The sequence below is a fragment of the Amycolatopsis saalfeldensis genome (assembly GCF_900110575.1).
In the GTDB taxonomy this organism is placed as follows: domain Bacteria; phylum Actinomycetota; class Actinomycetes; order Mycobacteriales; family Pseudonocardiaceae; genus Amycolatopsis; species Amycolatopsis saalfeldensis.
Window position 1 is genome coordinate 14972 of record NZ_FOEF01000015.1, and the last position, 19813, is coordinate 34784.

The window sequence follows — 19813 nt, forward strand, 5'->3', positions numbered from 1 at the left end:
GGCATGGTGCCGGACGGCTGGGGCGTGCTGGAGCAGGCGGGCGAGCTGGCCCGCCGCGGTGAGGCGTTCGCGCTGGCCACGGTGGTGTGGCGGCAGGGGCCGTCCTCGGGCAAGGAAGGCTGCCGCGCGATCATCACTGCCGCGGGTGAGCTGCGCGGCTGGATCGGCGGGGCCTGCGCCGAGCCGACGGTGGTCCGCGAGGCCCGCCAGGCGCTCGTCGAGGGCACGCCCCGGCTGTTGCTGCTCGGCACCCCGGACCAGTTCGGCGCCGCGGTGCCGGACGGCATGACCGTGGTGCCGATCTCGTGCCAGAGCGAAGGGGCGCTCGAGGTGTACATCGAGCCGGTGGAGCCGGCGCCGCACCTGGTGGTGGTCGGGCGTTCGCCGATGGCCTGCACGCTCGTCGAATTGGCGGCGGCGCTGGGCTGGCGCGCCGAACGGCTGGAGACCCCGGAGCTGGCGGGCGTGACCGCACAGTCCTTTGTGGTCGTCGCGACGCAGGGGCACAACGACGAGGAGTCGATGGAGCGCGCGCTGGCCGCCCGGCCCGCGTACCTCGGCCTGGTCGCGTCGCTCCGCCGTGGCCAGGCGGTGCTCGGTTACCTGGCCGACCGCGGGGTGCCCGCCGAGGACCTGGCGCGCGTGCAGGTGCCGGCCGGGCTGGACCTGGGCCGCGTTTCGCACCGGGAGATCGCCGTCGCGATCCTGGCCGAGCTGGTGCGGGCCCGCGCTGCTCGTTCGACGCCGGTGGCCGTTGCCGCCGAGCTGCCCGAGGCCGTGGACCCGGTGTGCGGCATGACCGTGCCCGCAGTGTCCACAGCGGACACTGTCGAGTACGAGGGGGCTGAGTACAGCTTCTGCTGCTCCGGCTGCCGCGCCGAATTCCTGCGCGACCCGGCCGTTTACGCGAAGAAGGAGACCCGATGCTGATCCGGAACCAGTTCGAGGTCGCGCAGACCGCGGACAAGGTGTGGCGGTTCTTCGACGACGTGCCGCGGGTCGCGGCCTGCCTGCCCGGCGCCGAGCTGACCGAAGACCTCGGCGGCGAGCGGTACAAGGGTCGCGTGAGCGTGCGGATGGGGCCGGTGTCGCTGCGGTTCGGCGGCACGGCAACCATCACCGAGCGCGACGACGCGGCGCAGCGGATCGTCGTCGACGCCGCCGGCTCGGAGGAGAAGGGCCGCGGCGAGGCGAGCATGACCATCACCGCGACCCTGGTCCGCTCCGGGAGCGGCACGCGCGTCGACGTCGACCAGGACTTGCAGATCTCCGGCGCCGCGGCGCAGTACGGCCGCGGCATGATCGCCGACGTCACCTCGGTGCTGATGCGCGACTTCGCCGTGAACCTGCAGAACGGCATCGCGCGCGCCGAACGCGGCGAGGACCCGGCGGCCCGGCACGCGGCCCCGGCGCGCGGGTTCCGGATCGGCCTGCAGGCGGCGCTGATGGCGCTGCGACGCGTGTTCCGCCGGTTCTTCCTGCCCTACCCGAGTACCCCGGCCTGAGGAGGCGACCATGGTCCTGTGGTGGATCGGCAACGCCGTGCTGCTGCTCGTCGTGCTGCCCGTCGTGATCGCCCTGCTCAACCGCGTCCTGGCGGCGGTGGAGCGAATCCGCGCCGCGGCTGACGACATCCTCGCGGGCGGCGGTGAGCTCGCCGGGCGGCTGGAACCGGTGCCCGCGGCGCTCGCCCGCACCGGCCGCACCATCGACGAAGTGGCCGCCGGCGCGACCCGGTACGCGGGCAGCGTCGCGAAACTGCTGGGCTGAAAGGAATCCCGTCATGCCTGCTGCCGCCTGGGCCACGCTCGCCGTGGCCGCGCTGATCATCCTGTTCGCCGCCGTCGGGCTGCTGCGCGTCATCCTGCACCTGCGCCACGTCCGGCGGACGCTCGGCTCGGTGCTGGGCGGGGTCACGCTGGTCGCGGAGCGCACCGCGCCCGTGCCCGCCGCCCTCGGCTCGGTGAACGCGAGCCTCAAGCCGGTGCGCGACTTCTGCGAGACGGTGTGACCACAATGGACAGTTTTCGGGAGAGGAGCGCGCCATGACGGCGGGCTGGATCGTCGGGTTCGCGATCGGGGTCGTGATCGTGCTGGTGGTCGTCGCGCTGGTGGTGCCGATCCTGGCGCTGGCCCGCTCGATCGGCCGCGCGGCCCCGCTGATCGACGAGCAGCTGAAGGCGGCCGAGGCGAGCACCGCGGTGTTGACCGGGCTGCGCACCACCATCGACCACGCCGAGGTGATCGTGGCCGGATTGCAGCGCGGCCGCGCGCGGTTGGGAGGCTAAGGCATGTCTGCTATGGACGAGACCCTGTGGTGGGTCGCGATCATCGCCGGTTTCGTGGTGGTGCTGGCGGTCGCCGCGCTGCTGAGCCTGCTGGTCCATTTCGTGAAGATCATCGACCGCCGCGTGGCGGGCATCCGCGACACCCTGCAGGGCGCCGCGGAGAACACCCAGCACACCGCCCTGATCCCGGAGACGGCCGCCCGCGTCGACGCCGTCCTCGCCGAAGGCCTGCAGCACCACCTGTTCCTCGGCCGGGTGCTCGGAAAGGTGAAGTCATGACCACCACGCTGGTCGTCCTGACCGTGGCCGACATCGTGCTGCTGATCGCGGGGCTGGCGGTGTACCTGTTCTGGGTGGGCACGCTGCTCGCCCGCATCGCGGCGAACCTGGAGGACTGTGCGGAAACGGTCCGCCGCGTCAACGTCCACGCCGCGGCGATCGTGCCGGGTGTCTCGCACATCAACCGCACCGGCGGGGTGGTCGCGGGGGCGCTGCCGCTGCTTTACGGGATGGCGGAAGAGATCGTGGCCGGCGCGACTTACGCTCCGCCGACGGAGGCGCGTCCGCCCGCGCGGCCTGCCTCGGGTACCCGGCGGTCCCGGCTGCACGACGCGGTGGGGTTCGCGCCCCGCTGAGCGGCGCCGGGCCGGTCAGTCGCCGGTGAACTAGTCGCCGATCGACTCCCATTCGAACTGCTCGATCCACCCCGTCTTGCCGTCGCACCAGCCGAGCAGGGCGTCGCCGACCTTGTCCCGGGAGACGGTCAGCGTCTTGAAGTGCTGGTCCGGCGAGCCCGCGCGGTGCTCGAGCTGGTAAACGCCGTTCGGCCGGAACCAGACCTGGATGTAGAGGTCGTCGTGGGCGCCGTCGACGATGACGTGACCGTCGCGCGGCAGAGCTTCGAGCACCGCGCGGATGTTGTCCTCCGTGGGCTTGGCTACGTTCAGCCCGCCTGATGTGCGCAGTACCGCCATGCCGGTGTCCCCCTCGTGCTCGATCGGCCCAGTCTACGCGGATCACCGGGTGTGCCCGATCCAGTTCTCGTGCCAGCTGGGCTCGAACTGCTCGGCGTTGCAGCGCGGGCGGTAGGCCGCCGTCAGCTCGCGGACGATCTGCTCGCGGTGCGCGGGCAGGCCGCCCGGGACCTCGTAGGTGCAGATGTGCACCTTCCACCGTGAGCCGGCGCGGGCGATCCAGCAGGCGGCACGCGGGTGGCGGAACGGGAAGTGCTCGCGCGAAAGGTCTTCGCCGTGCCCGACGTAGATCACCGCGTAACGCTCGGGCCGGGTTTCGGGGTCCGGTTTGTACAGCACGGCATACACCGCGGCGACCGGCGGCGGGGTCCAGCCGCCGAGGAGGCGGGGGCCGTCGAACGGGTAGCCGGCGGCCGGGCCGAGGCGGATCATTCGTCCTCGCCGACGGCTTCCACCCGGCCGACCGGGCACGGCGGCAGCCCGGCGGCCGCGGCGGCGCGGCGGAACTGGGCCGTCGCCAGCGCGACGGCCTGTTCCCGGTCCGGCGCGTCGACCAGCAGCCGCGCGCCGTAACGGCTGGTGCCGATCCCGCTGGCGATGCCGCCCGCGGGCGCGACCGCGTCGGCCAGCTCCACGATCTCCTCGCGGGTGAACACGCGATCGCCGTCCGCTTCGATGCCCACACTCCACCGTTTCACCGCTGCTCCTGACCGAGCCCGGGCAGCAGCGCCGCCAGCTCTTCCAGACTGCGCAGATCGTGCCCGGACACCAGCAGGTCCACGTGCGGCGCCGCCACCATCAACCCGACCGTGCCGCCGGGGCCCCGGTGCGGGTTCGTCCACACGAGACGGTGGCTCAGCCGGGAGAGCCGGGCCATGGCGTTCGCCAGCACGTCCGGGTCGCCGCGGTCCAGCCCGTCGGAGCAGATCACCACCACGCCGCCGCGGCACAGCCCGCGCCGCCCCCAGGTGCGGACGAACTCGTCCAGCGACGCGCCGATCCGCGTCCCGCCCTCCCAATCGACGACCGCCTCGGCCGCGCGCGCCAGCGCCTCGTCGACGTCGCGGGTCCGCAGCCGGTCGGTGATCCGGCTCAGGCGCGTGCCGAAGCAGAACACCTCGACCCTCGCCGCGGCATGGCGCGCGGAGTAGGCGAACTGCAGCAGATTGCGTGAGTAGTCGGCCATCGAGCCGGAGATGTCGAGGATGAGGATCAGCGGGCGCAGCCGCGTCCGGCGCTGCCGCCACCGCAGCTCGCCGGGCTCGCCGAAGCTGCGCAGTGAATCGCGGACCGTGCGTCGCAGGTCCGGCGCCCGGCCGGAGCGAGCCGGGCGCGTGCGGCGAGTGCGGCGGCGCGGCGGGGTCAGCCGGATCCTCGCCATCATGCGTCGGATCGCCGCCAGCTCTTTGTCGGTACAGGCGCCGAAAGCCTTGTGCTTCACCGTGTCCACATCGGACGCGGCCAGGCCGAGCAGCGTGTCGGTCTCCCGTTCCTCGCCGGTGCGCTCCGGTTCCGGCAAGGCGAGCGCCGCGTCGTCCGCCGCCTCGGCCGTCAGCTGAAGCAGCTCGGCCACGGGGCCTTCGGCGTCCAGGAAGTAGCGGCGGAACACCTCGTCGTACCGCGGTCCGTCCTCGTGCCGCTTGAGCAGCGCGGCGTGCCCGGCCCAGTAGAGGTCGAGCAGGTCGCTCGGGTCGAGCGCGGTCATCGCCCGGCAGTAGGTGAGCACGTCACCGGAGCCGACGGGCAGCCCGGCTTCCCGCAGTGCGCGGGCGAAGCCGACGAGCACCCGCACCAGCGCGGCCCGCTCAGGCACCGGAAGTGACCTCCGCGAGGTGCTCGCGCACCACGTCGAGATCGTCGCGGTCCTTGACCACGGCGCCGAGCGTGTCGGCGGCGGACCGCTCGTCCAGCTCGTCCTCGCCGAGGAACCGGAGCATGCGGGCCCAGTCGATCGTCTCGGCCACCCCGGGCGGTTTGGCCAGGTCCAGCTCGCGCAGCCGCTGCACGGCGGCGACCACCTTCCGGGCCAGCGCCGCGGACACCCCGGGCTCGCGCACCAGCACGATCTCCACCTCGCGCTCGGCCGGCGGATAGCCGAGCCAGTGGTACAGGCAGCGGCGCTTGAGCGCGTCGTGCAGCTCCCGCGTGCGGTTCGACGTGAGGACCACCAGCGGCGGGCTCGGCGCGACGATGGTGCCGACCTCCGGCACGGTCACCTGGAAGTCCGACAGCAGCTCCAGCAGGAACGCCTCGAACTCGTCGTCGGCGCGGTCGATCTCGTCGACCAGCAGCACCGCGCGGTCGCCGGCGCGGACGGCGGCCAGCAGCGGGCGTTCGAGCAGGAACTTCGGCCCGAACAGCTGCTCCACCACCGCGTCCGCGGCGGCCTCGCGGTCCTGCAGCGCGCGGATCTGCAGCAGCTGACGGGCGTAATCCCATTCGTAGAGCGCCTGCGCGGTGTCGATGCCCTCGTAGCACTGGAGCCGGATCAGCCGTCGCTCGAACACCGCCGCGATCGTCCTGGCCACCTCGGTCTTGCCGACGCCGACCTCGCCCTCCAGCAGGATCGGGCGGTGCAGCGAGAGCGCGACGAGCAGCGCGGTGGCGAGGCCGCGGTCGGCTAGGTAGCCGCCGTCGCGCAGCGATCCGGTGAGGCCGGCGACGGTGTCCGGGTAGTCCATCCCCGCGCGCTACGCGTTCTCGTCCGCGCCCAGCACCAGGTCGCGGACAGTGCCGGTGCCGGGCTTGAGCTTGCCCTCCTTGGCGAGCTGCGTCTTCCAGGCGTCCCGCAGGTCACCACCGCCGGCCAGCCCCTCGAAGCCGACCGCCGACATGTTCTTGCAGGTCCGCTGCGGGCCGCAAGCCGCTTCCAGGTCTTCGCTGCGCTGGCCCCGGGCGCTCCAGAGCTCGCGCAGGACCTGCCGTGCGTCGTCGTCCATGGCGCGACGCTAAGCCCGCCGCGGCGTCCGGTCACCGCTGGATTAACCCTTTGCTTAAGGAGTATTGTCGCCTCGCCGGGGTCACAGAGAGTATTTGCGCATGACACTGGGCCAGCTCAACGCGTTCGTCCTGGTCGCCAGGCTCGGCTCGGTCACCGACGCGGCCAAGGCGCTGGGCGTGAGCGAGCCCGCGGTGTCCCAGGCGCTGGCCGCGCTGCGCCAGCACCACGGCGACAAGCTGCTGATCAAGCGCTCCGGCGGGATGACGCTCACCGCGGGCGGCAGCCGGCTGCTCCCGATCGCGTCGCAGATGGTGGCGCTCGGCGCCGAGGCCGACGCCGCCGTCCGGCAGGCCAACGGCGTCGCGGCCCGCCTGCAACTGGCGGTGACCAGCGAGATCGCCGAGTTCGTCGCCAACCCGCTGCTGGAGGCGTTCACCCGGAGATCGGGGAATTCGATCGACGCGTCGGCGGGCCTGGCCCGCACGTCGGAGCTGCCGGTGCTGGTCGCGAATCGGCTCGCGGACGTCGCGCTCGGCCCGAGCCTCACCGGCGACCCGGGCCAGGACCTCGACAGCGTGCCGATCTTCCGCGCGTCGCTGGTCGTGGTCGGCTCGCCGCACTGCCGCCACCAGGGCAGCCCGGCGCACTGGCCGTGGCTGCTGGACCCGGCGGGCGCCGACGCGGGCAGCGACACCGGCCGCTTGCTCCGCCGCCTGGGCGTCCCCGACGACGCCATCCAGGTCTTCCCGAACCAGACGGCCGCCTGGTCGGCGGCCGCCAGCGGGGGCGGGGTTTCGGTGGCGCTGGAACACCTGGTGGCCCCGCAGCTGCGCCGCCACGAGCTGACCGTGGTCCCGACCCGTCACACGCCGATGTCCGTGTGCTGGTTCGTGACCACCCTCCCCACCGACCGCCGCACCGGCGTGGCCAACTCGCTGCGCCACTTCCTCAGCACCCCGGCGGCGATGCATGTGATGCGCGCCCCCGGCAGCGGGGTGCCCCCGTCACGCTTCCGGCCGCCGGTTTACGTGACGATCTGGAGCTGACGCGCGGGTTTCCCGCACGGGGTGGCCTTGCGGGCCGCCGTTCCCGGCAGCGTGCCTCGGGTCAGCGGGGTTTCCAGTGGTGTGACTTCGCGGCTGCGGGTTCCGGACAGCGTGACTTGCGGCCGCGGAATTCCACATGGCGTTATAGGGCGGCGAGGGGGCTCTCGGACCCTCGGTTTCCGAGCGGCGAGGTGTCCGGGCCGCGGGATTCAGGGCGGCGGTACTTTCGAACGGGGCCCGGGGCTCGGCTGTGCGGCCGAGCCGACCCGGGCCGGATTTCCTACCGGGGCGCCGGTTTGCGCGTGTTGCCGGTCACCATGTTCCCGAGGCTCACCCCGACGCCGACTCCCACCTCGGCCGCCCAGGCGACCCCGAGGGCCGTCGTCAGGGCGATGCTCAGGACCAGGCCCGGTTCTTCCTTGTGGGACAACAGTTGTGCTCCTTCAGGGGTTCTTCGCCCGGCAACTGCCGGGATGTCCTTCACTGATGCGGTCATGGATCACCGTCCGTCGTGTCGCCTGCCGGCCGTCCTGCGGAGATCCGGCCGCGCTGCGGCATCGTCGCCGCGGCACGAACGGCATCCACGCTAGCAACGTCCGCCGATCCTGCCAGGCCCTTCACTCGGACGTTGCAATGACGGCAGCGGCAATGACCACAGTGGACTGAACGATCCGGCCACGTCGGCGCCGGTGGTGACCCGGCCGGCCGGATTGCGGGGAGCGGGTGAAAAAGCCGCCATCGTTGTCATCCCGGGCCGTGACGAACCGGGCGCGGGGGCCGGACCTCGCGGCGGTCCGGCCCCGCGCTCGGGTTCAGTCGATCCGCAGCTCGCCCATCGGGCCCCAGCCGGTGCCGGGGGTGTCGACGCTGACGATCTCCGGGGTGCGGGCGATGACGCCGGGCATCCAGCCCATCGCCGTCTTGAAATGGGCCGAGCCGACGTGCGCGGAGCCGGCCTCGGGGGAGGCGAAGGCCTCGACCAGGACGAACTGGTTCGGCACGTCGACGCTGCGAGACCACTCGAAGAACAGGTTGCCCGGCTCGCGACGGGTGGCGAGGGTGAACTCCTCGACCAGGCCGAGCCAGTCCTCACCCCGCTCGGGGCGGATCGTGAACTTGACGACGATGAAGATCATGGGTGCCCTCCGAAGAAACCCGGTGAATGACCAGCGAGAACAATTCCGGGCGTGGGCCGGGCGCCGCGACCACCCGTGCCCACGACCGGCCGGCACCCGGCGGGCGTCCCGCGCCGGGTACCGAGTCCGATGTCCGAGCGCCGCCCCACGCTCGGCGAGCCCCAACCCGGCACGCCTGCGTCAGGCGAGGCCCGATCCGGCCGAGCCACGCCAGGCGGGCCCGGAACCGGTTGGCCCACATCAGGCGGGACCCGAACCGGCCAGGCCCGCGCCAGGCGAGCTCGGAACCGGTGGGTCCGCGCCAGGCGAGGCCCGATCCGGCCGAGCCACGCCAGGCGGGCCCGGGGCCGCGATCCGGCAGATCCGCGCCCGGCGCGACCCTGAACCGGTGGGCCCGCACCTGGCGGGACTCGATCCGGCAGGCCCGCACCTCGCGAGGCCCGCACGAGGCGAGACCCGAACCGGCCAAACCGCGCCGAGCGGGGCCCCGACCGCTCAATAGATGTTCGACGGCCGCACCATGCCCTCGGCCAGGTCGCCGAAGCCGGGGGCCATGATGGCGCCCGGGTTCTGCAGGATCTCCTCGACCACCAGGGTCTCGGTGGTCAGCAGCAGGGCCGCGATGGACGCCGCGCTCTGCAGGGCCGAGCGGGTCACCTTCAGGGGGTCGATGACGCCGGCTTCGAACATGTCGCAGTACTCGCCGGTCAGCGCGTTGAAGCCGTGGCCCGGTGCGGCGCTGCCGACCCGTTCCAGGACCTCGTCGCCGTCGTAGCCGGCGTTGATCGCGATCCAGCGCAGCGGTTCGACCAGGGCGCGGCGGACGATGTCGCGGCCGATCGCCGCGTCGCCGCCGAGGTCCAGACTGTCCAATTCGGACCGGGACTGGACCAGGGCGGTGCCGCCGCCGGCCACGATGCCCTCTTCGATCGCCGCGCCGGTGGCCGACAGGGAGTCCTCCACCCGGTGCTGCTTCTCGCGCAGCTCGACCTCGGTGGCCGCGCCGACGTGGATCACCGCGACACTGCCGGAAAGGCGCGCGATCCGAGCCTGGAGGTTGTCCTGGTCGTGCTCGTTGTCGGCGCGCTCCAGCTCCCGCTTGATCTGCTCGATCCGCGCCGACACCACCGCATCGGCACCGGCGCCGCCGACCATCGTGGTCGAGCCCTCGGTGATGGTGATCCGGCGGCAGCGGCCCAGCTGGTCGAGCCGCACCGCGTCGACGCTCTGCCCGGCGTCCCCGGTGATCACCTCGCCGCCGGTGTACACGGCCAGGTCGGCCAGCTCCGCCAGGCGCCGGTGCCCGAAGCCGGGCGCCCGCACCACGACCGAGCGGAAGGTGTTGTGCACGTTGTTCGCGACCAGCATGCCCAGCGCCGGCCCGTCCACCGTCTCGGCGATGATCACCAGCGGCTGCTGCGTCCTGGTCACCTGCTCGAGCACCGGCATCAGCGTCTGCACCTTCGAGATCTTCTCGTTGGTGAACAGGATGTACGGGTTCTCGAAGACCGTTTCCATCCGGTCCTTGTCGGTGGCCATGTAGGGCGAGATGTACCCGTTGTCGAACTCCACGCCGTCGGCGAAGTTGACCTCCAGCCCGAACGCGTGCGACTCCTCGACCGTCACCACGCCGCCGAGCCCGACGCGGCCCATCGCCTCGGCGATGATGTCGCCGATCTCCGGGTCGTTGTTGGCCGAGAGGGTGGCGACGTGCGCCAGGTCGGCGCTCTCGGTCACCGCGCGGGCGCGCTCCTGCAGCACCTCGACCACCCGGCCGACGGCCTTCTGGATGCCCGCCTTGAGCAGCTGCGGGTTCGCGCCGTCGTCGACGGCGAGCAGGCCTTCCCGCACGATCGCCTGTGCCAGCACGGTGGCGGTGGTGGTGCCGTCGCCCGCGACCCCGTTGGTCTTCATCGCCACCTCCTTCACCAGCTGCGCGCCCATGTTGGCGAACGGGTTGCGTAGCTGGATCTCCTTGGCGATGGTGACACCGTCGTTGGTGATGGTCGGCGCCCCGGTGAGCTTTTCGATCACGGCGTTGCGGCCCTTGGGGCCGAGCGTGACCTTCACCGCGTCGGCGAGCGCGTTCACGCCCGATTCGAGCAGCTGCCGCGCTTCGACGTTGAACCGCAGGTCCTTGGCCATGGCTGTCCCTTCCGTGGAGAGGTTGTGGTCGCGGTTGAACCTTCCGCGGTCAGGGCACGAGGATGGCCCGGCCGCGCACTAGCCCGTTGTCCAGATCGTCGAGCGCCCGGCCGAAGTCGGCCAGGGGATAGGTGCTGGTGTGCAGCGAGACTTTCCCGCGCGCGGCGAGCACCATCAGCTCGGCGAGGTCGTTGTAGGAACCCACGAGGTTGCCCACGAAGTTGATTTCGGTGGAGATGACGTCGATCGTCGGCACCGTCAGCGTCCCGCCGTAGCCGACCACGTAATAACTCCCGGCACGCCGCAGCATCGCCACGCCGGCTTCGATCGCGCCCCCTTCGCCCACGAAGTCGACGACGGCTTCCGCGCCCTCGCCGCCGGTGAGCTCCAGCACCGCCTGGGCCTCCGAGCCGTCGGCCACCACCAGGTGGTCCGCGCCCAGTTCGCCCGCGAGCTTCAGTGCCTCCGGCGACCGGTCGACCACGATCAGCTCGGCCGGGGAGATCGCCTTGAGCACCTGGATGCCGATGTGCCCGAGCCCGCCCGCGCCGATCGACACCACACGTTCGCCGGGCCGCAGCTGCGCGGCCGCCTTGCGGGCCGCGTGGTACGCCGTGAGACCCGCGTCGGCGAGCGCCGCCACGTCCGCCGGAGCCAGCGAGGAGTCCAGCTTGACCACGGCACGCGCGTTGGTGCGCAAGTATTCCGCGTACCCGCCGTCGCTGTCGATGCCGGGGAACAGCGACTGGACACAGTGGACGTCGTCGCCCGCCCGGCAGGCCTTGCACAGCCCGCAGGTGGCGAGCGGGTGCAGGATCACCGGGTCGCCGACGGCCACCGAAGTCACCGCTTCGCCGACCTCCGCCACCCAGCCCGCGTTCTCGTGGCCGAGCGTGTACGGCAGCGTGACACCGGACTTCTCCGCCCACTGGCCCTCGATGATGTGCAGATCGGTGCGGCACACCCCGGCGCCGCCGATCTTCACCACGACGTCGAGCGGCCCGGTCGCGTGCGGGTCCGGGACCTCGGTCAGCTCTGGCGTGCGGTCGTAACCGCGGAGCTGGACCGCCTTCACGGCGAAACCTCCTCACGCGCGGTGCGGGTCTCCGGGTAACGCGTGTGCAGCAAACCGCGGCACAGCCCCGAATTCCCTTCGATGCTGACCCGCACCGCCTTGGCGAACCGCAGCCGGCCGGCCACGCGCTCGGGCGCGACCGCCTCGCCGTCGTCCTCCACCAGCAGTGGCGAGCCGGGTTCGGTGGACAGGCCCAGCTCGGCCCGGCGCCGCAGCAGGCTCTCGCGCTCCGGCGACTCCGGGACGTCGCCGAGCCGGCCGCCGGACAGCGCGTCGACCTGCCAGCCCTCGCCGACCAGCCGGCGCACCGCCCGCTCCAGGCAGGCCAGGTGCGCCTTGCGGCGGAAGGTCAGGCGCAGCTCGGCCAGCTCGTCGTCCGCCTGCCCGGGAAACGATCCGCTGAAGCCGGACGACGCGGCGACCCCGGCGTTGATCTCCTCGGCCGCGAAATGGTCCTCGAGCACCACTTCCACCGTGCCGACGCTCGGCAGCGCCAGCACCGCGTCATGCGCGTCCGCCACCATCAGGTAGGCGAAGTTGGGCGCACAGAAGTAAGTCGGCAGCCGCAGCCGCACGGCGACGGCGTGGCCACCGTCGTCGTGCAGCCGCACCTGGACGTCCGAGACGAACCCGAGGCCGGTGATGGGCTCGTCGAGCTCCGGGTCCACCACGGTGGCCAGCGCCCGCCAGACCCGCGCGGTCAGTGTCTCGCTCGTCGCTGCGGTCATGCCGGCACCCTGGGAGCCGAGCCGACCGCCTCACCGGAGTCCGCGGGCGCGCCCGCCAGCCCGGCGGTGACCTCCGCGGGCACCTCGATGTCGTAGAGCTTGGCTGCGTTCAGGCCGAGGATCTTCTTCTTGATCTCGGGGGTGAGCGTGCCGTACTCGCTCTGCATGTCCTCGGGGATCTGGAAATCCACAAAGGACTCGACCAGCCACTTCGGCTGCCAGATCGCGTAGTCGCTGGCGAAGGTGATCCGGTTCTCGTCCAGCCAGTACAGCAGCTCGCCGATGATCTGCGCGAAGTACCGCGGGCGGGTGTGGATGAACGGCATCGCGACGGCCAGGCCGCCGTAGACGTTCGGCTCCTGCGTGGCGATCCAGCAGAAGTCCTCCAGCCGCGGCAGGCCGACGTGCTCGATGATGAAGTTCAGCTCCGGGAACGCGCTGGCCGCGTCGTCCACGTCGGCCACGTCGAAGGCGTCGCGGTTGAGCGGGTAGATCGTCGGTCCCTTGTGGACGTGGACGTTGCGGATCCCCAGCTGCTCGCACTTCTCCAGGTAGCGGTAGGCCCACGGGTCGGACAGCTTCCAGCCCTTGGAGTCGCCCTTCCACTCGGCGGTGTAGAGCTTGACGCCCTTGAGGTTCCAGCGCTCCGAGAGCGCTTCGAGCTTGTCCAGGCCGGCTTCGCCGTCACGCGGGTCGAAGGCACCGTTGACGATGAACTTGCCGGGGTTGTGCTCCGAGACCGCGCCGTCCTGCTCGGTGGTGTTGAAGCCGTTGACGTAGAAGTCGCTCAGGTACGTCGGCTGGAAGATGGCCTTGTCCACGTAGCCCTCGGTGAACAGGTCGTTCAGCAGCGTCTCCTCGGAGTACTTGCCGAACTTCTCCAGCGTCCACACCCATTCCGACGGGCTGAGGTTGCGGTGGTAGTCGTAGAAGCACTCGATGAAGCCCTTGCCGTACCGGTTGGCCTGGTTGGCCGGGCTGCCGTCCCAGAAGTGCACGTGGCTGTCGACGATGAAGTAGCTTTCGCCGTCCTTGCGATACATGGGGATCCCTTTCTCGGGTGGTGCGGGGGGCCGGGGCGCGTCGCGCCGCCCCGGCCCCCTCGGTGAACCGGTGTCGGGCGCGGGCTACTCGACCGGTTCGAGATCGAAATCGATGTACTCGGCGGCGTCCTCCGGATTGGCGAACAGGACCGTCTCGTCGTCGAGGTGGACCATGCGCCCGTAGTGGGTCGACATGATCTCCTCGAAGTCGGGCTGGCCGAAGTCGAAGCCGATCGCGTCGGAGATCTCGTCCCAGTTGAAGACGACCTTGTTCTTGCCGTCGACGCGGATCATCGACGGGTACTCCGCGACCGTGACGCCTTCCTTGCGGCGCATCACATCCGCCACCACGTAGCCGTTCTGGTTGTTCATCAGCGTCACGCCGCACATGTTCGAGGCCGTGCGGTCAACGGTGTACTGCCTGCTCGCGGTCATGAAAGCAGTCCTTTCGGCTCGTCGAGGGACAGCTCGTCCAGCAGGGTGCGCAGGCCGGTCACCGACGCGTCCCAGGAGTCGGCGAAGGTGACGACCTTCTCGTGCGGCTGCGACCAGATCGGCTGCAGCGCCTTGGCCGCGGCGGTGGCCACCGGCACCCACTTCTCCAGCCAGGAGGCGAGCACCTCCTTGTTGTGCGCGGAGTGGGCCGCGTCGTTGGTGAGCATGGCGAACAGCACGCGGGTGTAGCTGCGGTCCCGCTCGTAGTCGTGCTCGCCCGCGCCGACCAGCGTCGGCGTCACGTAGTCGCCGTTGCGCGCGGCCACCTGCATCACCAGGTGGCTGCGGAACAGCACGCCCACCAGCTGCTCGAACACCACGTTGGCGGCGAACAGCGATTCGGCCCAGTCACCGATCGCGGTGAGCCGCTCGACGGCCTCGCGCACGCCCTGCCACGCCGGGTCCTCCTGCCAGACCGAGCGGTGCACCGCGCCGTCGAAGGGGACGTCGGACTCGCTCAGATCCAGGTTGTAGAGCGCCAGGTCCTGGGCGAAGCGCAGCTTGTGCGCGGTGTTGACGGCGATGGCGTTGTTGATCATGTTCGTCGGCGCGGACCGCTGCTCCGAGCAGAACACGTGCATGCCGAGGCCGTGCTCGGCGTGCATCCACGCGCCCAGGTGCCGCTCGACGAAGCGCGCCCAGGTCGGCGTCCAGTTGTGGTAGGCGCCGGCCTTCTTGGCGTTCTCCAGGTTGAGCTGGATCTGCCGGACCACGTTCGAGTTGTTCCGGTAGATCGTCTGCTCCCACTCCTCGTTGGGGTCGAGGAACTGGTGCCAGTCGGACGACTTGAGCGCCGTCCACTCCTTCGGGTAACCGCCGGGGCCGTCCGCGAAGCCGTAGATCCAGCCCTGGGAGAGGTGGCGTTCCGGGTCGGGCTGGACGTCCATCGTGACGTCCTCGTACATCGTCGCGCGGAGCTTGCGCGGCTTGAAGTAGTTGTAGCTGCGGCTCGTCGAGCTCGGGAAGTCCAGCAGCCCGGCTTCGGCGCCGGTGAATTCCGGCTTCGGGAAGCTCTGCGGGGCCTTTTCCGTACTGACCATGAGCACACCTCTCTGTGTGTGTCGGCCTGCTTTCGGGTGGTGCCGTCGCCTGAGTCAGTCGTCCGCGGCGGCGGTGATCGTGAACTTGTCGTAGAAGACCTGCTCGCCCGGCACGCCCATGCTTTCCAGCAGGGGCAGCGCCGCGTCGACCATGGGCGGCGGGCCGCACAGGTAGACGTCGCAGTCCGCGAGGTTCGCCTCCCGGCGTTCCAGCACTTCGGTGACGAGCCCGGTTTCGCCCTCGCCCTCGCCCGGCCAGCCCTCGGGCGCGCTCTCGGAAAGGCAGGGCACGAAGGTGAAGTTCGGCAGCCGCCGCGCGAGGTCCGCCATCTGCTCGAGGTGGAAGAGGTCCCGCTCGGTGCGGGCGCCGTAGTAGTACACGGCCTCCCGCTCGTTGCCGCTGTCCGCCATCTGCTGCAGCAGCGAGAGGATGGGCGACATGCCCGCCCCGCCGCCGACGAACACCAGCCGCCGGTCGGAGCTGACTCGCAGGGTGAACGTGCCGTACGGCCCGGTCACCGAAAGCGGGTCGCCCGCGGCCAGTGTTCCCTCCAGCAGCCCGGAGAACTTCCCGCCGGGGTAGCGCTTGATGATGAACTCGAGCACCCCGTCGGCCACCGTCGTGTTGGCCATCGAGAACGACCGGTGCTCCTCGGTGCCGGGGATGGCGATGTCGACGTACTGCCCCGGGTGGAAGCGCAGGCCGGCGTCCGGGTCCAGCTTCAGCCGCACGAGCGAGATGTCGTGGGTGAGGCCGGCGATCGACTCCACCGTGGTCCCCGCCGTGACGACCGGCAGGCCGGACCGGATCATGTCCTCGTCGTAGTTGACCAGCTCGATTTCGAGGTCGGAGTACGCGTGCCCGCGGCAGAGCAGCACGTAGCCTTCCTCGTTCTCGTAGTCGGCCAGCGCGAAGGTGGAGTACCGGTCCATCTGCAGGTCGCCTTCGAGCAGGAAGGACTTGCACGCCGAGCACTGCCCCTCCTTGCAGCCGTGCATGAGCATGACGCCCTGCCGGAAGGCCGCGTTGAGGATCGTCTCGTCCTCGTCGGCCTCGATGTCGATGCCGACGGGTTCGAACCGGATCTTGTGCTTCTCGCCCATGGACGGCCTTCCTGGGGATGGGGGCGCCCACCGGGGCGCCCGGGACTCGAACCCGGGCACCCCGGCGGGAACCGGTTCAGGGTGCGGTCTTGCGGTCAGGCCACCGTGACGTTCGGGTTCGCCCGGTACGCCGCGACGTGCGCCTCGCGCTCGGCGTCCGACATCTTGTTGAGCGCGATGTTGGGGCTGCCGAAGGGAATGCCGCGGACGTCGTCGAGCGTCCAGAGCTTCTTCGCGTCGTCGAGGTTCAGGTGCGGCTGCGGGATCAGGGTCTTCCCGTCGTCGCGGACGTAGCCCAGGTCGGAGATGATGTCGGCGAGGTCCATCCCGTCGTACAGCGTCTCCCACTCGCGCTTGCCCGTGAGCCGGCCCATGTTCGGCGTCTCGCGGCCCTCGTACTCGCCGCGGAACGCGGTGGTGTCGGTCCAGGCGCAGGTCTCCGAGCAGTAGGTGCGCCACTGGCCGTCGACCTTCTCCACCACCATGTCCTCGCGGATCAGCGCGGGGACCATGCAGGTCCAGCAGCGGTGCGGGTACTCGTAGCCGACGTCCTCGAAGGCGATCGGCTTGTTCTTGCCCGGGTAGCGCAGCCGGCTGTAGGCCTCCCACCACTTGCCGAACTGGTTGTACCAGCCCGGGTACTTCGACTCGAACCACTCGAAGTCGGTGTCGGTCATCGGGTCGATGCGCCAGTAGTTCACCGGCCAGCCGGTGGCGAAGAACTGGGCCACGCGGTGCACGTAGAACCCGTTGATGATCCGGTCCCAGGCCTGCTCGACCAGGTCGTGCGGGATCTTCAGGCCGTACTTCTCCAGCGGGATGAGGTAGCTGCGGTAGTAGTCGTCGTAGATCCACCGGCGCCACATCTCGGCGTAGCTGTCGCGGTCCTTGCGGCGGTCCTTCGTGCCGTACTCGATGAAGGTGCCGATCGCGGCGTCCACCACGCAGTGGTTGTTCCACCAGGCGTAGCGCAGGTCCCGCTCCAGCAGTTGCCGGTTGTCCTCGTCGGCCAGCGCCATCAGCAGGATGGAGTAGCCGTTGCTGATGTGGCGCGACTCGTCGGACTGCACCGAGTGGAACACCGTCGGCAGCAGGTAGTCGCCGTTGGCCGCCGCCTCCGAGGGCATCGCGACGAACAGCGTGTTGGTGAACGCGGTCTCGGCGACCACCGTCAGGTAGATGTTGGCCGCGGTGATCGCGTCACCAGTGATGAACCCCTCGCCGAACTGCCGCCCGATCGTGCCCGCGTAGTTGTTGGAGAACGCCTTCTCCGTGATGTCGAACCCGGCCGGGTCGATGTAGTGGTTCATGTAGAGGCGCTTGAGGTTCATCTGGATCGTCGAGTGCCGGACCTCGTCGATCATCTGCACCGCGAGGCCGTTGTGCACCTCGGGGTTGGGCACCGCGTCGATGGCCATCGGCATCGCGCGGGCCGCGGAGATCTCCGGGAACGGGATGATCGACAGGAACAGCTTCTGCCATTCCATCCACCGCTCCTGGACCTGGCGGAACATGTTGCCGCGGATGGCGCCGTCCATGGCGCCGAAGACGCGGTTGTCCTTTTCCTCCTCCATCGGGAAGTACGAGCGGAGGATCTGCTTCAGCGGGTCCTTCTTGGGTGCCTTGTCGAACTTGTAGTCGGTGCCGAAGCGCTTCGCGGGGGTCGCGAAGGTCGGTTCCCACGACAGTTCCGTGATCTTCTTGTGGGCCTTGCTCAGACTTTGTCGACTCACGCCGTACCTCCGTTGGGATCGGTCGTCGGCAGTTCCTGGCTCGGCTTGGTTCGCGCCGCTCGCGGTGGTGACCCGGTCCCCGTGACAGCGGTGTGCGCCGCCGGGCACCGGATGCAGCTCGCACGTCGCCGTCCGGATGAGGAGGACTACATCGCGAGTAGCATGTGATGGCGGTCTCAATTTGAGACAGGCGGTGTTCGGCGCCGCGGTTATGGTGGCCAGGACACGACGTCGTGCGCCGGCCGGGCCGCGCGACGCCCTAGCGCCGGGAGGTGAGGCATTGACCGAGTCCACCGGCTCCCTCGCGTCGCCGGACCGGCTGGCGACGGCCAGGGAACAGTTCCTCTGCACGGAAGAATTCGATTCGGGGTCGGTCCGCAAGACGATCCTGGCTTCGTGGTCGCGTTCGCGGACCCACCAGGTGGCCGCCGACCACGTGGTCACGCCCTTCGTCGAGGATCCCGATCTCGAGACGCCGCTGCTGCAGAGCGCGGGCGCGGTGCTCGACGGCTTGCAGGACAAGCTCAGCGACCTCGCGGTCAGCGTCGTGCTGACCGACGACCAGGCGCTGGTGCTCGACCGCCGGACCGAGGACCGGGCGCTCGAGCGTTACCTCGACGGGGTGCAGCTGGCGCGCGGTTTCAGTTACGCCGAGGAGTTCGTTGGTACGAACGGGATCGGCACGGCACTCGAAGGGCGGCAGGCGACCGCGGTGTTCGGCCACGAGCACTACGCGGAGAACCTGGACACGCTCGCCTGCGCCGGCGTCCCGATCCGGCACCCGATCTCCGGGCAGGTGCTCGGCCTGCTCGACCTGACCTGCTGGCGCAAGGACGCCGGGCCGTTGCTGCTGGCGCTGGCGAAGGCGACCGCGCACGACATCGAGACGGAGGTGACGAACCAGGTCGGCCTCCGCGAGCTGAGCCTGTTCTCGGCGTACCTGCGGGCCTGCCGGCGCGGGCAGGGCATCGTGCTCGCGGTCAACAACGACCTGGTGATGCTGAACGACCACGCGCGGCAGCTGCTCGTGCCCGAGGACCAGGCCGCGCTGCTGGCGCGGGCGGTGGAGGCACTCGACACGCAGTCCGACCGCTCGCTGTCGATGGACTTGCCCAGCGGCGCCCGCGCGCGGCTTTCCTACACCCCGGTCTCCAGCGACGTCGGCCCGGCCGGCGGCGTGGTGCGGGCCCGGCTGCTGCAGGAGCCGGAGGTCGTCGCCGCGCGCGTGGACTCCCGGCTGCCCGTGCTGCCCGGGGTCGTCGGGACCGGCGCGCTGTGGGCCCGTGCTTGTCACTCGATCGGCCGCTTCGCGCGGGACCGGAAGTGGACCGTCGCCGAGGGCGAGGCCGGCAGCGGCAAGCTCGCCCTGGCCCGGGCCGCGCACTCGGCCGCGACGGCCGGCGCGCCGTGCGAGGTCGTCGAGCTGGCCGGTGGCGGCGAGTGGGAGGCGCGGGTGCGCGAGGCGCTGGGGAAGGGACTCGGCTCGGTCGTCTTCCGGCACCTCGACGCGTTGCCCGCCAAGCAGCAGCGGGCACTGGCGGAGGTGCTCGACGAGGCCCGGCTCGACGCGCGGGTCTGGGGCGTCGCCACGGTTTCGGAGGGCCGCCAGGACGGCCTCGACGCCGACCTGATGCGCCACTTCCCGACGTCGGTTTCGGTCCCGCCTTTGCGCCACCACATCGAGGACGTCCGCGCGCTGGTGCCGTTCCTGCTGGCGCAGCTGGGCAAGGGCCCGCTGCTGCACTGCTCGCCGGGTGCGCTGCAACTGCTGCTGCGCAACGAGTGGCCGGGCAACGTCGCCCAGCTGCGCCGGGTGCTGCGGACGGTGGTGCACACGCGCCGCGCGGGCGTGATCGAGCCGGAGGACCTGCCGCCGGAGTGCCGGACCGTGGTCAAGCGCGTGCTGAACCCGCTGGAGTCGCTGGAGCGGGACGCGATCGTGCGCGCGCTGCTCGACGCGGAGGGCAACAAGTCCCGCGCCGCGCACGCGCTCGGCATGTCCCGGGCGACGATCTACCGCAAGATCCGCGATTACGGCATCGACATCCCGTCGTGAATCCCGTCG

The 19813-nt window shown here is 70.8% G+C and carries 25 protein-coding genes; 9 read left to right on the plus strand and 16 right to left on the minus strand.

The features are described 5' to 3' along the window. Positions 1 to 3: 3 nt before the first annotated feature. From BMY97_RS29050 to BMY97_RS29080, 7 genes are read left to right on the plus strand one after another with little or no spacing between them, the layout of a single operon-like run. Positions 4 to 930 carry an XdhC family protein gene (locus tag BMY97_RS29050; protein WP_091622613.1) on the plus strand — a complete coding sequence of 309 codons (927 nt, stop codon included), beginning with the start codon at positions 4 to 6 and terminating at the stop codon, positions 928 to 930. Next, on the plus strand, positions 924 to 1505 hold the full coding sequence (locus BMY97_RS29055) for an SRPBCC family protein (RefSeq protein WP_091622616.1): 582 nt from the start codon (positions 924 to 926) through the stop codon (positions 1503 to 1505). The genes BMY97_RS29050 and BMY97_RS29055 overlap by 7 nt, the downstream gene beginning before the upstream one ends. Positions 1506 to 1515: 10 nt before the next feature. Then, positions 1516 to 1770 carry a hypothetical protein gene (locus BMY97_RS29060; protein WP_091622618.1) on the plus strand — a complete coding sequence of 85 codons (255 nt, stop codon included), beginning with the start codon at positions 1516 to 1518 and terminating at the stop codon, positions 1768 to 1770. A 13-nt stretch (positions 1771 to 1783) separates the two neighbouring features. Further along, positions 1784 to 2011, plus strand: a complete 228-nt coding sequence (locus BMY97_RS29065; protein ID WP_091622621.1) for a hypothetical protein — start codon at positions 1784 to 1786, stop codon at positions 2009 to 2011. 34 nt (positions 2012 to 2045) lie between these two features. Next, the gene (locus tag BMY97_RS29070; protein ID WP_091622623.1) at positions 2046 to 2288 is read left to right on the plus strand and encodes a hypothetical protein; all 243 of its coding nucleotides are present in this window, start codon (positions 2046 to 2048) and stop codon (positions 2286 to 2288) included. Positions 2289 to 2291: 3 nt separating this feature from the next. Next, the gene (locus tag BMY97_RS29075; RefSeq protein ID WP_091622626.1) at positions 2292 to 2567 is read left to right on the plus strand and encodes a hypothetical protein; all 276 of its coding nucleotides are present in this window, start codon (positions 2292 to 2294) and stop codon (positions 2565 to 2567) included. Further along, positions 2564 to 2923 carry a hypothetical protein gene (locus tag BMY97_RS29080; RefSeq protein ID WP_091622628.1) on the plus strand — a complete coding sequence of 120 codons (360 nt, stop codon included), beginning with the start codon at positions 2564 to 2566 and terminating at the stop codon, positions 2921 to 2923. Before BMY97_RS29075 ends, BMY97_RS29080 begins: the two co-directional genes overlap by 4 nt. A 30-nt stretch (positions 2924 to 2953) precedes the next feature. Here BMY97_RS29080 and BMY97_RS29085 read toward each other — a convergent pair whose 3' ends face one another. From BMY97_RS29085 to BMY97_RS29110, 6 genes are read right to left on the minus strand one after another with little or no spacing between them, the layout of a single operon-like run. Next, a complete protein-coding gene (locus BMY97_RS29085) occupies positions 2954 to 3262 on the minus strand; it encodes a hypothetical protein (RefSeq protein WP_091622631.1) in 309 nt (102 codons plus the stop codon). Between the two features lie 42 nt (positions 3263 to 3304). Continuing rightward, on the minus strand, positions 3305 to 3694 hold the full coding sequence (locus BMY97_RS29090; RefSeq protein ID WP_091622634.1) for a hypothetical protein: 390 nt from the start codon (positions 3692 to 3694) through the stop codon (positions 3305 to 3307). Further along, complete coding sequence (locus tag BMY97_RS29095; RefSeq protein WP_143086327.1) at positions 3691 to 3960, minus strand: hypothetical protein; 270 nt, start codon at positions 3958 to 3960, stop codon at positions 3691 to 3693. The genes BMY97_RS29090 and BMY97_RS29095 overlap by 4 nt, the downstream gene beginning before the upstream one ends. Beyond that, a complete protein-coding gene (locus BMY97_RS29100; protein ID WP_091622639.1) occupies positions 3957 to 5075 on the minus strand; it encodes a vWA domain-containing protein in 1119 nt (372 codons plus the stop codon). The genes BMY97_RS29095 and BMY97_RS29100 overlap by 4 nt, the downstream gene beginning before the upstream one ends. After that, positions 5068 to 5943 carry an AAA family ATPase gene (locus BMY97_RS29105; protein WP_091622641.1) on the minus strand — a complete coding sequence of 292 codons (876 nt, stop codon included), beginning with the start codon at positions 5941 to 5943 and terminating at the stop codon, positions 5068 to 5070. The genes BMY97_RS29100 and BMY97_RS29105 overlap by 8 nt, the downstream gene beginning before the upstream one ends. Before the next feature lie 9 nt (positions 5944 to 5952). Continuing rightward, the gene (locus tag BMY97_RS29110; protein ID WP_091622643.1) at positions 5953 to 6201 is read right to left on the minus strand and encodes a hypothetical protein; all 249 of its coding nucleotides are present in this window, start codon (positions 6199 to 6201) and stop codon (positions 5953 to 5955) included. A gap of 100 nt (positions 6202 to 6301) precedes the next feature. Between BMY97_RS29110 and BMY97_RS29115 the strand changes: the two genes are divergently transcribed. Next, positions 6302 to 7249, plus strand: coding sequence for a LysR family transcriptional regulator (locus tag BMY97_RS29115; RefSeq protein WP_091623157.1), 948 nt, complete (start codon positions 6302 to 6304; stop codon positions 7247 to 7249). Between the two features lie 280 nt (positions 7250 to 7529). On the opposite strand, the gene BMY97_RS47270 is transcribed toward BMY97_RS29115, so the two are convergent. The 10 genes from BMY97_RS47270 to BMY97_RS29160 all read right to left on the minus strand — a co-directional run bounded on the left by BMY97_RS47270 (position 7530) and on the right by BMY97_RS29160 (position 17748). Next, complete coding sequence (locus tag BMY97_RS47270; protein WP_177231598.1) at positions 7530 to 7679, minus strand: hypothetical protein; 150 nt, start codon at positions 7677 to 7679, stop codon at positions 7530 to 7532. 382 nt (positions 7680 to 8061) lie between these two features. Beyond that, positions 8062 to 8385, minus strand: a complete 324-nt coding sequence (locus BMY97_RS29120; RefSeq protein WP_091622646.1) for a putative quinol monooxygenase — start codon at positions 8383 to 8385, stop codon at positions 8062 to 8064. 495 nt (positions 8386 to 8880) lie between these two features. After that, on the minus strand, positions 8881 to 10530 hold the full coding sequence (gene groL / locus BMY97_RS29125) for a chaperonin GroEL (protein WP_091622647.1): 1650 nt from the start codon (positions 10528 to 10530) through the stop codon (positions 8881 to 8883). 49 nt (positions 10531 to 10579) lie between these two features. Continuing rightward, positions 10580 to 11605: an NAD(P)-dependent alcohol dehydrogenase gene (locus BMY97_RS29130; RefSeq protein ID WP_091622650.1), complete on the minus strand. Its 1026-nt coding sequence runs from the start codon at positions 11603 to 11605 to the stop codon at positions 10580 to 10582. Then, positions 11602 to 12333, minus strand: a complete 732-nt coding sequence (locus BMY97_RS29135) for an iron-sulfur cluster assembly protein (RefSeq protein WP_091622653.1) — start codon at positions 12331 to 12333, stop codon at positions 11602 to 11604. The genes BMY97_RS29130 and BMY97_RS29135 overlap by 4 nt, the downstream gene beginning before the upstream one ends. Beyond that, positions 12330 to 13376, minus strand: coding sequence for an amidohydrolase family protein (locus BMY97_RS29140; RefSeq protein ID WP_091622655.1), 1047 nt, complete (start codon positions 13374 to 13376; stop codon positions 12330 to 12332). Before BMY97_RS29140 ends, BMY97_RS29135 begins: the two co-directional genes overlap by 4 nt. 84 nt (positions 13377 to 13460) lie before the next feature. Next, positions 13461 to 13811, minus strand: coding sequence for a propane 2-monooxygenase effector subunit MimD (gene mimD, locus BMY97_RS29145; RefSeq protein ID WP_091622658.1), 351 nt, complete (start codon positions 13809 to 13811; stop codon positions 13461 to 13463). Then, entirely contained in the window at positions 13808 to 14911 is a 1104-nt protein-coding gene (locus BMY97_RS29150; RefSeq protein ID WP_091622660.1) for an aromatic/alkene monooxygenase hydroxylase subunit beta, read from the minus strand. The genes mimD and BMY97_RS29150 overlap by 4 nt, the downstream gene beginning before the upstream one ends. A 54-nt stretch (positions 14912 to 14965) precedes the next feature. After that, positions 14966 to 16015: an FAD-binding oxidoreductase gene (locus BMY97_RS29155; protein ID WP_091622662.1), complete on the minus strand. Its 1050-nt coding sequence runs from the start codon at positions 16013 to 16015 to the stop codon at positions 14966 to 14968. A gap of 95 nt (positions 16016 to 16110) precedes the next feature. Further along, on the minus strand, positions 16111 to 17748 hold the full coding sequence (locus BMY97_RS29160) for a ferritin family protein (RefSeq protein WP_091622665.1): 1638 nt from the start codon (positions 17746 to 17748) through the stop codon (positions 16111 to 16113). A gap of 280 nt (positions 17749 to 18028) precedes the next feature. Here BMY97_RS29160 and BMY97_RS29165 point away from each other — a divergent pair, with 280 nt between their 5' ends. Then, a complete protein-coding gene (locus BMY97_RS29165; protein ID WP_245787551.1) occupies positions 18029 to 19804 on the plus strand; it encodes a sigma-54-dependent Fis family transcriptional regulator in 1776 nt (591 codons plus the stop codon). The last annotated feature ends 9 nt before the right edge of the window (positions 19805 to 19813 follow it).